The sequence below is a fragment of the Nonomuraea sp. NPDC049129 genome (assembly GCF_040648495.1).
Classification (GTDB): Bacteria; Actinomycetota; Actinomycetes; order Streptosporangiales; family Streptosporangiaceae; genus Nonomuraea.
In genome coordinates this window covers 1,080,439-1,094,531 of the sequence record NZ_JBEZDU010000001.1, presented here as the reverse complement: position 1 = coordinate 1,094,531, position 14,093 = coordinate 1,080,439, and the positions used below count along the sequence as shown (strand labels likewise).

The window sequence follows — 14,093 nt, the reverse complement described above, 5'->3', positions numbered from 1 at the left end:
GAATGGGAGGCCGTGTGAAGCGGGTCGTAAGAGTGATCGTCGGGATGGCGATGCTGGTGCCGGTGGTCGGGGGAGCGAGCAGCGCCGTGGCCGCCGGGCGCGCCGTGAGTTCGGGACTGGACTGGGGGGCCTGTCCAGTGGCGTCGTCATCATCGAAGACGGAGACGGACGAGGCCGATTCTGGGACGGTCATCAGACGGTCCGCGCCTCGGGTGAGCGGGGTCGAGTGCGCCTCCGTGCGGGTGCCGCTCGACTACAACGAGCCGACAGGGCAGTCGATCACGCTGGCGCTCAACCGGATCAAGGCCAAAGTGTCGCGCGACGGCGGCGACTATCTGGGCCCGCTGCTGGTCAACCCCGGCGGGCCGGGCGCCTCGGGCCGGTCGCTGGCCGAGTACGTGTCGGCGACGCTCTCGCAGAAGGCCGCCGACCGTTACGACATCATCGGCTTCGACCCGCGCGGCGTGGGCAACAGCGAGCCCGCCATGCACTGCGTCGACCCCGCCGTCTACTACGCCCCGCCCAGGCCCGACGCGGTGCCGCGCGATGAGGCAGACGAGAAGGTGCTGCTCGGCAGGGCCAGCGAATACGCCAGCCGATGCGGCGACCTGTACGCCTGGCTGCTGCCCCACCTCACCACTGAGAACACCGCCCGCGACATGGACAGCATCCGCGCGGCCCTCGGCGAGTCGCAGATCAGCTTCCTCGGCTATTCCTACGGCACCTACATCGGCGCCGTCTACGCCACGCTCTTCCCCGACCGGGTCAAGCACCTCGTCCTGGACAGCACGGTCGACCCGGACGGCGTCTGGTACAAGGCCAACCTGGCCCAGGACCGCGCCTTCGAGCGCAGGCACCGCGCCTTCCTGGCCTGGACCGCCAAGAACAACGCCGTCTACAAGCTCGGCGGCTCGCTGACCCAGACCTCGTTCGCCTGGTACGCGATGCGCTCCAGGCTGCACGACCGCCCGGCCGCCGGGGTGGTCGGCCCGAGCGAGCTCGACGACACGTTCACCGTGGCCGGCTACAGCGACCGGATCTGGCCCGACCTGGCCGCCGCCTGGTCCAGGTACGTGCGGCAGGGCGACGGGAAGGCCCTGGTCGACGTCTACAACAAGTACGGCAAGCCGGACGCCGACGAGGAGAACGGCTACGCCATCTACCTGAGCGTGCAGTGCCGCGACGCCCAGTGGCCCAGGTCCTGGGACAAGTGGCGGACGGACATGACCCGGGTGTACCGGCAGGCGCCGTTCCTCACCTGGTCCAACGCCTGGTACAACGCCCCGTGCGCGTTCTGGTCCGTGCCGGGCGGCACTCCGGTCAAGATCAACGCGTCCAAGCGGCTGCCTCCGATCCTGATGATCCAGTCGAAGGACGACGCCGCGACTCCGTACCAAGGCGCCCTGAACATGCGCAAACTGTTCCCGAGCGCCCGCATGGTCGTCGACGCGGGCGGCAACCACGGGTCTTCGCTGTCGGGGAACCAGTGTGTGGACCGCCACCTGATCGCGTACCTGGTCGACGGCACGGTGCCGCGGCACACCGCCAACTGTGACAAACTGCCGGCGCCCAAGCCCACGGCCCATATGGCGGCCGTTAGTCCTCTTGGTCACGAAAGGCGCACCGAGCTCCTCACCAGATGAGCTATTCGGTGGTCGTTCGCGTAGTCTGACCATGTGATGCTGCGTACATCGGCGTCGCGTGTGCTCGATGACAGCGACCGGGACGAAGCCCTTGCCTTGCTCGACTTCGATCCGGTCGCCAACGTCTTCGTCTCCTCCCGGGTGCGGACCGTCGGACTCAATCCGGCGCGGCTGGGCGGGCAGATGTGGGGGTTCGGGCCGCGCGGCGGGCTTGTCTCGCTCTGCTACGCGGGGGCAAACATGGTGCCGGTCAACGCCGGTCCCGAAGCCGTGCACGCCTTCGCCGACCGCGCCCGCAAGCAGGGCCGCCGCTGCTCGTCCATCGTGGGTCCCGCCGACGCGGTCTCGCTGCTGTGGGAGCGCCTGGAGCCGTACTGGGGCCGGGCCCGCACGATCCGCTGGGCACAGCCGGTCATGGCCACCTCGCGCAGGTCGCCCGTGCCCGCCGACCCGCTGGTCCGGCGGGTCCGCCCGGACCAGTTCGAGACCCTGCTGCCGGCCTGCGTCTCGATGTTCACCGAGGAAGTGGGTGTCTCGCCCAACCTCGGCGACGGCGGCGCCCTCTACCGGACCAGGGTTGCCGAGCTGATCCGCATCGGCAGGTCCTACGCGCGCATCGACGACGGCCGCGTGGTGTTCAAGGCCGAGGTCGGCGCGGTCACTCCCCATGCCTGCCAGATCCAAGGGGTGTGGGTCGACCCCGCGTTGCGCGGCCAGGGACACGCGGTGGCCGGGATGGCCGCGGTCGTGGACGCCGCCCTGGACTGCTTCGCCCCTGTGGTCTCGCTGTACGTCAACGACTTCAACCACTCGGCCCGGGCGGTCTACCGGAAGGTGGGCTTCCACGAGGTCGACACGTTCATGTCTGTCCTGTTCTAGCCATGATCTTGGTGATGGGGATCTGGGAGTCGCTGGTCAAGGTGTGACCGCGGGTGACGGTGACTCGGTCAGTGCAATGGCGCGTTCGCCCTTGCCGCCGCGGGACTCGGCGGCGGGCTCGACCTGTGCCCGCACCTGGTCCGCCGTGACCTCGGCGCGCATGTGGCCAACCAGCTCGCCCCGCCGTCTGGTAGTCCCCGCCCGCCCGGCCGGGCGGGGAGCACGTTCGTGTGGTGCGGGTTGGGGCTGCTATCCGCCGATGTGCGGTGCGCGTGCGGCGGCGGAGCCGTCCCGGATCACCTCGCCGGTGAGGTTGCCGTTGGCTCCCGAGCCCAGGAAGACGATGAGGTTGGCCACGTCGTCGGAGTGGGAGAGCCTGCGGGTGGGGGTGGCGGCGGCGAGGGCGTCGGTGACGAAAGCCGGGATGTCGGGGCGGCTGTCGGTCAGGGTGAAGCCCGGTGCCACGACGTTGACCAGGATCCCGTCCGGGCCGCCGTTCCAGGCCAGGCTACGGGCGAGCCCGTACAGGCCCGATTTGGCGGTGCCGTAGGGGCCCGGGCCGGGCAGGCCCTCCTCGGCGACGCTCGAGGAGATCAGCACGATACGGCCCCAGCCCTTGGCGCGCATGCTGGACAGGACCGCGCGGACCGTGGCCGCGGTTCCGATCAGGTTGGCGCCGATCATCGCGTCCCACTCCTGCAGCGGGACGTCCTCGAAGCGGAGGCTGGGGTCGGGCGGGCCGTCGCCGCCCCAGCGCACGGCATTGGCGATGAGGACGTCGATACCTCCCCAGCGCTCTATGACGCTCGCGACAGCTTGGTCGATGGTGGGCAGGTCTTCGAGGTCGAGTCGGACGACGTGCGCCTGCCCGCCGGAGGACTCCACGTCAGCGGCCACCTTCTCGGCGCTGTCGGGGTTGTTGCGGTAGGTGATCGCCACCCGGGCGCCTTCGCGCCCGAAGGCGCGGGCGGTCGCGGCTCCGATGCCGGTCGACGCGCCGGTGATCAGGACCACGCGGCCGTTGAGATCTGTGTTCATGATGCGATTTCCTCTCGAGTCAGGTTGCGGACGGGATCTCGGCGCGGGCTCGGGTCGCCAGGGCGTGCACCGCGTCGAGCGCCGCGGCATGGGAGGCCTCGTGCTGGTCGCGGAACTGGGCGAGGAAGGGCATGACCGTGGCATGCGTGAGCTCGGCATGGACGAACTCCACGTCGTCCAGCCCGAGCACGGAGAAGTAGGCGCGCAGGTAGGGCTCCTGGAAGTCGAACTGCTCGCGGGGCATGCCCGGGCCGTAGCTCCCGCCGCGCGCGCTCAGCACCACGGCCGACTTGCCCTTGAGCGGCAGCCAGGGCAGGGTCACGCGGTCGATCCACGCCTTGAGCGCGGCGGGCACCGTGAAGTTGTACATCGGCACGCCCAGGAGCAGGACGTCGGCCGCGAGGAGCTGTTCCACCAGCGGACGGGTGGCCGCCCAGCTCCTGGCCAGTTCGGGGGCGGTCGCGGCCACCTTGTCCATGGCCTCGATGTCGCGTACCCCGTTCACGGATGACTGGGTGGCGAGGTGGACCCGGTTCTCGTCGATGGGTGGCACCGGGTCCGCCACGAGGTCGCGGTAGGTGTAGATGCCGTCGGGATGGGTGGCCCGCCAGCCGGTCACGAAGGTCCTGCCGAGCCTGCGCGAGAACGAGTCGCTGCGTCCGCTGGCGTCCAGATGCAGGAGATGCGTCACAAGATTGCCTCACATTCAAGATGGTCTGGAATCGCAATCAATATAGAGCAAGATAGTTGCAAGTCAAGAACATATGAGTTTGGTATCATGCTGGGCATGGCCAACGCTCCCGCCCCGGAAGGCTCGCCCGGCAGCTGGTTGCACCAGGACCTGCACTGGCTGTTCGCGCGGCTCAAGCAGGGTCTGGCCACAGCCGAGAGCGCGGCCGTACGTGAGCACGGCATGACCCTGTGGGGCTACACGGTCTTGATGGCCATCGTTGAAGCCCCTGCCAGCTCCCAGCTCGCTCTCGCCCAGGCCGTATCGGTCGACAAGAGCAAGCTGGTCCTCATCCTCGACGAACTGGAAAGCGCTGGCCTGGTGCGCCGCCGACCGGACCCCGCCGACCGCAGGGCCCGCATCATCGAGGTCACCACCGAAGGCAGCCACGCCCTCAAAGCCGCCCGCGCCGACATAGAGGCGATCGAGGACCGGCTCTTGGCCGACCTCGCCCCCTCGACGCGGAACTCTCTGCAGAGCGCGCTACAACATCTCGTCGGCGAGCCCATCGCGAGGGTCGAGGACGGACGGCCACACGAAACCGCCTGCGCCCCCGACCCAGCCTGACCGTGGCCGGAGCCCATTCTCGACGCCGCACTCCCGAAAGCCGGTGAGGCACGGATATCGGTCCGGTGTACCTTGCTGGTGCGGCCGTCTGGGGTCAGGGCTGTCTGGGGTCAGGGCCGTCTGGGGTCAGAGCCGTCTGGGGTCAGAGCCGTCTGGGGTCAGGGCCGAACCAGTTTGTCGAAGAGTCTGGCCAGCTCGGTGTCCGGGTCGGCGGTGAGACCGGCGTGGACCGGCCCGGTCTGCACGATCGTGCTGCGCGGTGCCGTCAGCCAGCGGAACCTGCCGCCGAGCGACTCCTTGGCCAGCGGTCCGGCCTCCTCCCCGCAGGCCAGCTCGTAGGCACTGAGCGCCTGTCGTACACCGTCGATGTCCACCGCCGGGTCGAGGGCGCGCAGCCGGGTCGCGTCGAGATCGACCCGCGCGCAGAGGTAGGAGCGCGGCTGGCAGTAGAGCAGCACGCCCGCGTTGATCAGCTCGCCGCGCTCGACGCGCGGCATCACGCGGATCACCGCGTACTCGTAGACGTCCCTGCTCATCGGTCGCCTCCCCGCCAGAACTCGCCGACGGAGGCCGGGCCCGTGGGTTCGCCGACCGGGGTGGCGGGCGGTCTCAGCCACTCGTACGGTGCCCGCGCGCGCTGGAGCAGGTGGTCGACATAGGCGTCGCGGACGGCCTGCGCCGAGTCGAAGCCGGGTTCGTCGTCGAGCCATTCGTCGGGCACCAGCGCGGTGACGGTTTCCAGGAGCTCGGGAGTGATCTTCGCGGACAGCTCGGCCGCTGCGGCCTCAAGGTGAGTCGCGAACGGCGCCAGCACATGGTCTCCCACGTCGAACGGCCGTCGCGGGTCGGCGGTCCGCCAGTTGTGGTGGAACCAGAGCGCAGCGCCATGGTCGATCAGCCAGATGTCGCGGTGCCAGACGAGCAGGTTGGGGTTGCGCCAGCTGCGGTCGACGTTGTGGATCAGGCCGTCGAACCAGACCACCCGCGAGGCGAACATCCGGTCGGGCGTCCACGTCAGCGGCTCGAACCCGAGGGAGCCGGGCAGGAAGTCGATCGCCAGGTTGAGGCCGGTGCTCGCCTTGAGCAGGTCCTGCACCTCCTCGTCGGGCTCCCGGATGGCGATCTGCGGGTCGAGGTCGATCAGCTTGATCTCGGGAGTACGGAGTCCGAGCCGCCTGGCCAGCTCGCCCGAGATGATCTCCGCCACGAGCACGCGGCGGCCCTGGCCCGCTCCCCGGAACTTCACCACGTAGGTGCCGAGATCATCCGCCTCGACCACGCCCGGCAACGATCCGCCCTCGCGCAACGGCGTCACGTAACGGGTCGCCGCGATCTTATCCAGCACGACACGAGGCTATCGCCCGATCAGAGCACTTCCGCCTCCCGCCGTCACACGCGCCGGATGGTGCGGCGGATCAGGAGCGGGCCCGGATGGCGAACAGGATGATGCGGCGGATCAGGCCGCTGCCGAGGCGGATGACGATCCAGTAGCGGAGGAATGCGCGGCGGGCGTCGGGGCTGGTGGCGAGCACCCTGGTCTCGGTGACCAGGCGGATGCGCCCCGGCCCCGCGTCGTCCAGCAGAAAGCTGAACGTCCCTTTGGCGTAACCGGGCCGGTCGAAGGCGCGAAAGTCGTCCTCGTCGCCGATCGCCGGGGCGTGCTCGGCGCGGCCCAGACGCCACCACTGCCCGATCGTTCCCAGGACGATCTCCCGCATCGGGTCCACGGCCAGCAGCGTGAAGGGGGGCGCTTCCTGCTTCGGCCGGTCACCGGAGGAGCGGGAGAACAGGCGCCGGATGGCGAACAACGGCTTGGCCAGGCGGATGTCCCGCGAGTCCAGGTGGATGAGTGCCTGCCAGACGCGGTCACGGGAGGCGTTGATCACGATCGAGTGCAGTTCCGCCGCGTCCGGGCGGGGGATGAAGTCGTCTACCAGCGTCGGCATGGGGGGCTCCTCGTGCACGGGGCCTGCTCGCGGCCTCCATACGGTTGCGTATGGAGGTGACTATACGCCGCCGTATGGCAGGCTGTCGGAGCGGGACGGTGTCCGTCGGCGGGGTGCGGTCGAGCGAGGGGAGGTGTGGGGTGGCTGAGCGAGGGAAACGTGCGGTGGCGGAGCGGTTGGGGCCCGACGACTGGGCGAGGGCCGCGCTGGCGGCGCTCGCGGAGGGTGGCCTGGGCGCTGTCGCGGTGGAGCCCGTCGCGGTACGGCTCGGCGTCTCGAAGGGCAGCTTCTACTGGCACTTCGCCAACCGCCGGGCACTGGTCGAGGCCGCCCTGGCGCACTGGGAGGCCGGGACCGAGCGGGTCATCGCCCGGCTGGAGTCGCTCGACGAGCCCGTGGCGCGCATGCGGACCCTGCTGGACCTGGCCTTCGGTGACGCGGAGAACGCGGCGATCTCGTTCCGGCTGATCAGCGAGGTGGACGATCCGCTGGTCGGCGAGGTGGTGCGGCGGGTGAGCCGACGCCGCCTGGACTTCATGCAGGACGTACTGCGGGAGCTCGGCCAGCCGGAGGAGGAGGCGCGCAGGCGGGTGCTGGCGGCTTACAGCGGTTACCTCGGGCTGGCCGCCCTCGTGCGCATCGGGGCGGTCGACGAGGTGCCGGGGTCCCTGGTCGACCTGGCCATGGCCGAGCTGGGCCTGCCCCCGGCCGCCCCCTCATGACGGCCCAGCGAAGTTAGTGGGGGTCGGGCCGGCACAGCGCTCCACTTGGCCATTCGGAGACACGGCCATCTCGGCCGACCCACGGCTGGGTCAGCCCGGCTTGACCGCCAGCGTCGCAAAATAGTGAGCGGACTGCTCCCGGCCGACCCTGTGGCTGTTCCCAGGGCGGATGCGACCAGGTGGAAGCCGCCATGGTCATGACGTTGGTGATCGGCCGACGAGATCGTCTTGGTTGTCGGCGGCCCACTGTGCGAGGTGCGCGAGGGGCCCATTGGTGAATGATTCCCCCAGCGTGGAGAGCCGGTAGACCGCGCCTGTGTGCATCGACGCTTGATCGGCGCTGCTGCCTCTCACGACGAGCCCGCGTGCCAGGAGACGATCTAGCGCCTGAGTCAGCACCTTGTCGCTGACTCCCGCGATCCTCGTGAGCAGGTCCTTGCGTCGCGTTGGCCCCAGGCGCAGCGCCGAGAGCACGACAGGATCCCAAGCGTGGCTGATAAGTTCGGCCGCCGCGCGCACCTGGCAGTCGGAGATGAATGTCTGGCAGGACCCCTTGAGCACGAAACCCAGTATCGCCTCGTTCTCCTACCAAATGGTAGGAGCTCCATTCGTAGCGTCCCAAGAGCACAGCTTCGAGACAGAGGAGATCGCTGTGAACATAGGAATCTTGGGGACCGGAAACCTGGCCGTGACGCTTGGCCGGGCCTGGGCTCCGGCCGGTCACTCGCTGCTGGTGACAGGGCGCAACTCCCTGCACGCCAAGGCGGCCGCCGACCAGATCGGTCCTCCGGCGAAGGCTGTCGATCCCACGGACCTCGCAACCCGGGTCGACGCGCTCGTGGTTGCGGTCCCATGGGAAGGGCTGGAGGCGGCGCTATCTCTCGTCGGCGCCCCCGAGGGGTCACTGGCCGGCAAGGCCGTAATCGACTGCACCAACCCCGTCGACTACACAACCTGTGAGCTGAAGCCGACATCCGGCTCGGCAGCGGCGCTCGTGGCGCACACCGCTCCCGGGACGCACGTGGTGAAAGCGCTCCACCTGTTCGCGGGAGCCTCGTGGCCGTACGTGGGTCCGCAGGAGTCAGCACCGGTCGTGGCGATCTGCGGCGACGACTCGGGTGCTCTCGATCGCGCTGCGGCGCTTATCCAAGATCTTGGTGCCCGGCCCGCGGTGGTCGGTGGACTCAACTGCGCCCGGCAGTTGGAGGAGGCCGCCGGATTCGTCATGAGGGTCGTCGCGGCGGGTCACAACCCGAGGCTCGCCGTTCCCGATGTGGATCCGGCACTCCTTCGAGCAGCACAGACGACGGTCGGCTAAGCCGGCAGACCACCGGAGAGGGTCGTGACCTCGACTTCGCGGCCCTCTCGTTCACCCCTGATGCCCCCACCGCGACTCACCCGTTTCGGAGATCTCCAGCAGGCCGGGCCTTGCGTTCACAGACAGCCGGCCGCGGCAGGGGTCACATCTTCGCGATGACCTCCTCCGCGAAGCGTTCCATGGTGGCGATCTTGAGCTCCAGGGTGCCCTCGCCGTACCGCTGCTTCTCCTCAGGGGTGGCCAGCCACCACGGGGCGGCCATCGTCCCGGTGACGCCCTTGGCGGCGAAGTGCCGGTACGTGTCGGCGTCCGGCAGCACCGCCAGCGGGGCGATGATCTCGAACGGCCCGGTCCTGCCGTTCTCGTCCAGCAACCGTCGTAAGGAGTCGAGCACGGTGTCGAGCTGCTCCTCCGTGTAGATGCGGTTGCCGATCCAGCCGTCGCCCAGCTTGGCCGCCCGGCGCAGCGCCGCCTCGCTGTCGCCGCCCACCATGACCGGGATCGGCTCGGCGGGGGTAGGTGAGATGGACAGCTCGGGCAGGCCGTCGATCGTGACGGTACCGCCGGTCCAGAGGTCCCGGAGCACCGGGATCATCTCGTTGAGCCGCCGTCCACGCGTGTGGAAGTCCTGGCCGGTGGCGGCGAACTCCTCCGCGCACCACCCGACGCCCACCCCGAACGTGACGCGGTCCCGTGACAGCACCGCCGCCGTGGACACCTGCTTGGCCACGGTGAACAGGTCGCGCGCCGGGGCGATGTAGACGTTGGGGGCGAAGCGCAGCGTGGTGGTCACCGCGGACATCGCGCCGATCGTCACCCACACGTCCGGCCAGTGTGTCTCGGCGGTCCAGCGCGGCCGGCCGGACTTGGAATAGGGGTACGGTGTCGCGAAGTCGGCGTAGAAGAGGTGGTCCGACAGGGTGAGCGTGTCGAATCCACACCTTTCAGCCGTCCTGGCCAGCTCCAGGAACTGGTCGGTGTCCGCGAACGAGGCTCCCAGCCAGAATCTCACTGGAACTCCGGAATGACCTTGGTGGCGAACATCTCCAGGTTCCGCTTGACCGTGTCGAGCGGCAGCACGCCCTGCTGTCCCTGCATGTAGAGGCCGAACCATTCCAGGTCGGGCATCCGGTCGAGCATCCGCTGGATGCCGCGCTTGACGTCGTCGGGGGTGCCGAACAGCGCCATCTCGACGTCGTTCATGCGCTTGGCGTCGCCCTTCTCGGGGGAGATGGGCTTGTGCTTCTCGTCCTCCTTCTTCCGCAGCACCTCCAGGTAGCCGAACGGGCCGAAGAAGGCGGCGAAGTCCTTGGGGATGCTCCGGCCGAAGGTGTTGATCGCCTCCTCGGTCGTGTCCGCGATACCGACGATCTTGAGGATGCCGGTGTGCTCGCCCAGCTTGTAGTCACGGCCCTGCCGGGCGGACTCCTCCTGGTAGAGCTTGGCCTTGGCGGCGTGGTCGTCGGGGTTCGGGGTGAACATCCACGGCAGGATGTTCTCCTGCGCGGCCCTGATGACCGAGCGGTCGGAGATCGTGAACGGCTGCCACAGCTCGGGATGCGGGTTCTGGTACGGCCGCGGGCAGACCGAGACGGCCTGCACCTTGTCGTCGTCCGAGATCTCACCCGGGGCGCCGAACGTCTTGGTCCACTCCAAGGCGGGCCAGCCCTCGATGCCGTCGAACGGATAGGGCACCTCGTAGTCAAGTACGTCGGACTTGTAGCGGATTGTCTCCTGGGTCCACGCCATCTTCATGATCTTCAGCACCTCGCCGAAGACGTCGAAGTTCCGCGTGTCGGAGGCCGAGCCGTCGGAGCGGGCGGCCGCCGCGTGCCAGCGCTGGCCCAGTACGTTCATCCACCGGTTCTGGTAGCCCCTGGCCACGCCCAGCCGGAGCCGTCCCTTGCAGAACTGGTCGAGCAGCGCCACGTCCTCCGCCGCCCGGATGGGGTCCCAGGCCGGCAGCACCATGCCGAGCGGGGCGAGCAGGATGCGTTCGGTCCTGGCCGCGAGGTCGGTGAGGAACATCAGGGGGTTGACCGAGAACTCCATGCCTTCCGAGTGGAAGTGGTGCTCGGTCATCATCAGCGCGTCGAAGCCGATCTGGTCAGCGTGGACGGCTATCTCCCGTACCTCGTGCAGCAGCTTCTGGTACGACTCCGTGTCACGTCCGATGGGCCGCTTGGCCTTGGCGTTCTCCTCGGCCGCGTATCCGGAGCCCGGAATCTGGGGATTCAGGAAGATGGAAAACTTCACCGGGAGACCTCTTTCCGCGGGGCGCTTCTCTGACCGGCAAGCTACTCTAGAAATCTTAGCCGAGCAATCGCTTGGTTGACGTCAAGGAGAGACGTATGCGGCTTGGTGTCACCATGTTCACCACGGATCTGGGCATGCCGGTCGTGGATCTGGCCAAGGCTGCCGAGGAACGCGGGTTCCACTCGCTCTACGTACCGGAGCACACCCATATCCCCATCTCGCGGCGCACACCGCACCCGATGGGGATGGACGAACTGCCCGACGAGTACAAGCGGGTGCTGGACCCGCTCGTCGCGCTGTCGTTCGCCGCCGCCGTCACCGAGCGGCTGGTCGTCGGCACCGGCATCCTGCTCGCCGCCCAGCGCGACCCCATCGTGACCGCCAAGGCGATCGCCACCCTCGACCAGCTCTCCGGCGGGCGCGTGGTGGTCGGCGTCGGCTTCGGCTGGAACGTGGAGGAGATCGAGAACCACGGCGTGCCGTACGACCAGCGGCGCGAGGTCGCGCGGGCCAACGTCCTGGCGATGCGGAAGCTGTGGCGGGACGAGGTGGCCGAGTTCGAGGGGTTCGAGCCGTCGTGGTCGTGGCCCAAGCCGATCTCCGAGCCGCCCGTCTACATCGGCGGCGCGGCGGGCCCGAAGCTGTTCGCGCACGTCGCCGAGTGGGCCGACGGCTGGATCCCGATCGGCGGCAAGGGGATCAAGGCCGCGCTGCCCGCCCTGCGCGAAGCCTGCGACAAGGCCGGGCGGCCGATGGCCAAGGTCATCCCCTTCGGGACGTTGCCGACCAGGGAGAAGCTCGACTACTACGCCGAACTGGGCATCGAGGAGTCGGTGGCCAGCCTGCCCAGCGGATCGGCCGACGAGATCCTGCCGCTGCTCGACCAGTACGCCCGGCTCATCTGAATCGCGGCGCGGAAACCCGATCCTTCAGGGGCGGGAGGAAGCGCCAGGAGGTCACCAGGCACGTCACCCCGGGGTTGCGGTCAGGGAGAGGTCGTCCACGGTCACCATGACGGGGGTGTCGGTGGCCGTACGGGACAAGTAGGTCAGGACGCCGGCCCCACCCGGGACCTGGAGCCCGGAGGTCGCGTCCGTGACGGAGAGCAGCCAGTCCGGCTCGGGCGCGCCGATGGCCCAGACCTTGCCGCGGATCGTGGTCGGCGACGTGCCGGTGACCTGGACGCGTACCCGCATCGCGATGCCCGCGCCCGCGGTCAGCCCGGGGACCCGCAGCGGCTGTGCGAGGTCGATCTCACTGCGGCCCGCCTCGGAGCGGATCAGCTGGAACAGGACCTTGCCGGTGGGCCGCAGGCTCACGTGCGCCCGGTACCCCCCGACTGTCGGGATCCTGCGTCCCACGGCGGACACGTAGATCCCGCCGCCGGTGGGGGGCTTGTCGCAGGCGAAGGTGAAGCCGAGGTCGGTTCTGGTCTCCTTCACTCCGTCCAGGTACGCGCTGGAGCCGGCTCCGGGGGGCATCGTGATCCGGCCCTTCTTGCCGTCCACCGAGTAGCCGCTCGCCGGAACGCCGACCGACCAGTGACGCTCCCCGTCGTCCGTCGTACCGAATCCGGTGCTGACCGTGCGCCCGAACGTGTCGGACACCCGCAGCCCCCCGCCCGGGACCGCCGACACACCCGGACTCGCCGACCCGCTGGGCGAGACCTCCCGTGAGCCCGACGGTGCGGCCGATGAGGGCTCGGCGGAGGTGGGGGCGGAAGCGTCGGGATGTGAGGCGGCCGAGGAGCGCGGCTCACCGGTACCTGAAGACGCCTGAGACCCCGTCCCGCCGACCGGCCGCAACCAGGCGAGCGCCCCCACCACGACCACGACAAGCGCCGCCGCCACGGCGAGCGCGGCACGGCGGCCCCGCCCAGTGGTCCACCCCATGAGCACCGGAGCCCGCGAGGAGGGCGGGGCCGCCGGCTCCCCGGTCGGTCCCGCGGTGCCCTCACGGCCAGCCGGTCCCGTGGTGCCCCCACGACCGGTGGGTTCCGCGGTGCCCCCACGACCGGCCGCCCCGGCAAGATCCCGACCGCCGGTCGCGGCCGACGTTCCCCGATCGTCGGCCGGTTCGGCGGCGAGGCGGCTGCCCAGGCTGGTGAGCTCCACGATCGACCGGCCGCGGCCACCGGAGACCGGGTCGATCAGGTGGGACAGCAGCTCGCCCGCCGCCGGCCGGTGCGAAGGGTCCTTCTCCAAGGCGGCGGCGATCGAGTCGCGCAACGGCGGCGGGACCGCTGACAGATCCGGTTCGTGGGTGACGATGCGGTTCAGCACGTCCGCGATGCTCGCGGCGGCGAACGGGGAGGTGCCGGTGGCGGCGAAGACCATGGTGCCTGCCCAGGCGAAGACGTCCGAGGCGGGTGCGGCGGGGGCGCCGCTCAGTTGTTCGGGCGCGAGGTAGGCAGGGGTACCGATGAGTCCGCTGGTCATGGTCGTGACACCGTCCGCTCGGGCGATGCCGAAGTCGACCACCCGGGGACCGTCCGGGCCGAGCAGCACGTTGCTCGGTTTGAAGTCGCGGTGCACGACGTCGGCCGCGTGGATGGCGGCCAGGGCCGTCGTGGTGCCGACGGCCAGCCGTTCCAGCTCGCCGCCGTGCAGGGGGCCGTGCTCGTGCACCCGTTCCGCCAGCGTCGGCCCGTCCACGAACTCGCTCACCACGTACGGCCGCGGCCCGTCCGGCACGGCCGTGAGCACGCGTGCGGTGCAGAAAGGCGCCACGCTCTCCACCGCGGCCAGCTCGCGGGCCAGACGGGCGCGGGCCTCGGCGTCGGCCCTGATCAGCACCTTCACCGCCACCCGCTGCCCAACTGGATCGCGGGCCAGGTAGACGATCCCCTGGCCGCCCTCACCGAGCCGGCCCAGCAGCTCGAAATCACCCAGACGTGGAGGATCCTCAGGGGCCAGAGGGGCAAGCATGCTCCATACGGTACTGATCCGCTCGACCAAGTGTGAGACGTCTGGTGCGGGTGATGTTGAGGCGGTG

Annotated in this window: 15 protein-coding genes; 6 read left to right on the top strand and 9 right to left on the bottom strand. The window is 69.6% G+C overall.

All coding sequences use genetic code 11. The annotated features are described in order from the left end of the window. Window positions 1-14 precede the first annotated feature (14 nt). Window positions 15-1,643 (top strand): alpha/beta hydrolase, encoded by a 1,629-nt coding sequence (locus tag AB0B64_RS04880; protein ID WP_358174719.1) that lies wholly within the window; start codon window positions 15-17, stop codon window positions 1,641-1,643. Window positions 1,644-1,679: 36 nt separating this feature from the next. Beyond that, window positions 1,680-2,522 carry a GNAT family N-acetyltransferase gene (locus AB0B64_RS04875; protein ID WP_357948106.1) on the top strand — a complete coding sequence of 281 codons (843 nt, stop codon included), beginning with the start codon at window positions 1,680-1,682 and terminating at the stop codon, window positions 2,520-2,522. Window positions 2,523-2,771: 249 nt separating this feature from the next. Here the strand turns inward: AB0B64_RS04875 and AB0B64_RS04870 are convergent, their stop codons facing one another. Then, window positions 2,772-3,560 (bottom strand): SDR family oxidoreductase, encoded by a 789-nt coding sequence (locus AB0B64_RS04870; protein ID WP_357946456.1) that lies wholly within the window; start codon window positions 3,558-3,560, stop codon window positions 2,772-2,774. A gap of 19 nt (window positions 3,561-3,579) precedes the next feature. Beyond that, window positions 3,580-4,251 carry an NAD(P)H-dependent oxidoreductase gene (locus AB0B64_RS04865; RefSeq protein WP_358174716.1) on the bottom strand — a complete coding sequence of 224 codons (672 nt, stop codon included), beginning with the start codon at window positions 4,249-4,251 and terminating at the stop codon, window positions 3,580-3,582. A gap of 96 nt (window positions 4,252-4,347) precedes the next feature. Between AB0B64_RS04865 and AB0B64_RS04860 the strand changes: the two genes are divergently transcribed. Beyond that, window positions 4,348-4,857, top strand: coding sequence for a MarR family winged helix-turn-helix transcriptional regulator (locus AB0B64_RS04860; protein ID WP_358174713.1), 510 nt, complete (start codon window positions 4,348-4,350; stop codon window positions 4,855-4,857). Between the two features lie 158 nt (window positions 4,858-5,015). Here AB0B64_RS04860 and AB0B64_RS04855 read toward each other — a convergent pair whose 3' ends face one another. The 3 genes from AB0B64_RS04855 to AB0B64_RS04845 form a co-directional block, all read right to left on the bottom strand. After that, window positions 5,016-5,393 (bottom strand): DUF3037 domain-containing protein, encoded by a 378-nt coding sequence (locus AB0B64_RS04855; RefSeq protein WP_357946464.1) that lies wholly within the window; start codon window positions 5,391-5,393, stop codon window positions 5,016-5,018. Continuing rightward, window positions 5,390-6,202, bottom strand: coding sequence for a HipA family kinase (locus AB0B64_RS04850; RefSeq protein WP_358174710.1), 813 nt, complete (start codon window positions 6,200-6,202; stop codon window positions 5,390-5,392). The genes AB0B64_RS04855 and AB0B64_RS04850 overlap by 4 nt, the downstream gene beginning before the upstream one ends. 70 nt (window positions 6,203-6,272) lie before the next feature. Continuing rightward, a complete protein-coding gene (locus AB0B64_RS04845; protein WP_358174708.1) occupies window positions 6,273-6,803 on the bottom strand; it encodes a hypothetical protein in 531 nt (176 codons plus the stop codon). A gap of 164 nt (window positions 6,804-6,967) precedes the next feature. Here AB0B64_RS04845 and AB0B64_RS04840 point away from each other — a divergent pair, with 164 nt between their 5' ends. Next, window positions 6,968-7,525, top strand: a complete 558-nt coding sequence (locus AB0B64_RS04840; RefSeq protein WP_358174705.1) for a TetR/AcrR family transcriptional regulator — start codon at window positions 6,968-6,970, stop codon at window positions 7,523-7,525. A gap of 195 nt (window positions 7,526-7,720) precedes the next feature. Here the strand turns inward: AB0B64_RS04840 and AB0B64_RS04835 are convergent, their stop codons facing one another. After that, window positions 7,721-8,086, bottom strand: a complete 366-nt coding sequence (locus tag AB0B64_RS04835) for a helix-turn-helix domain-containing protein (protein WP_358174702.1) — start codon at window positions 8,084-8,086, stop codon at window positions 7,721-7,723. 91 nt (window positions 8,087-8,177) lie between these two features. Between AB0B64_RS04835 and AB0B64_RS04830 the strand changes: the two genes are divergently transcribed. Continuing rightward, entirely contained in the window at window positions 8,178-8,843 is a 666-nt protein-coding gene (locus AB0B64_RS04830) for an NAD(P)-binding domain-containing protein (RefSeq protein WP_358174699.1), read from the top strand. A 142-nt stretch (window positions 8,844-8,985) separates the two neighbouring features. On the opposite strand, the gene AB0B64_RS04825 is transcribed toward AB0B64_RS04830, so the two are convergent. Together AB0B64_RS04825 and AB0B64_RS04820 are read right to left on the bottom strand one after the other, a co-directional pair. Then, window positions 8,986-9,855 (bottom strand): TIGR03619 family F420-dependent LLM class oxidoreductase, encoded by an 870-nt coding sequence (locus tag AB0B64_RS04825; protein ID WP_357946479.1) that lies wholly within the window; start codon window positions 9,853-9,855, stop codon window positions 8,986-8,988. Next, window positions 9,852-11,099, bottom strand: coding sequence for an LLM class flavin-dependent oxidoreductase (locus tag AB0B64_RS04820; protein WP_357946481.1), 1,248 nt, complete (start codon window positions 11,097-11,099; stop codon window positions 9,852-9,854). The genes AB0B64_RS04825 and AB0B64_RS04820 overlap by 4 nt, the downstream gene beginning before the upstream one ends. Window positions 11,100-11,194: 95 nt before the next feature. On the opposite strand from AB0B64_RS04820, the gene AB0B64_RS04815 reads away from it, so the two are divergent. Then, complete coding sequence (locus AB0B64_RS04815) at window positions 11,195-12,004, top strand: TIGR03619 family F420-dependent LLM class oxidoreductase (RefSeq protein WP_357946483.1); 810 nt, start codon at window positions 11,195-11,197, stop codon at window positions 12,002-12,004. 63 nt (window positions 12,005-12,067) lie between these two features. Here AB0B64_RS04815 and AB0B64_RS04810 read toward each other — a convergent pair whose 3' ends face one another. Continuing rightward, window positions 12,068-14,026 carry a protein kinase gene (locus tag AB0B64_RS04810; protein WP_358174696.1) on the bottom strand — a complete coding sequence of 653 codons (1,959 nt, stop codon included), beginning with the start codon at window positions 14,024-14,026 and terminating at the stop codon, window positions 12,068-12,070. Window positions 14,027-14,093 lie beyond the last annotated feature (67 nt).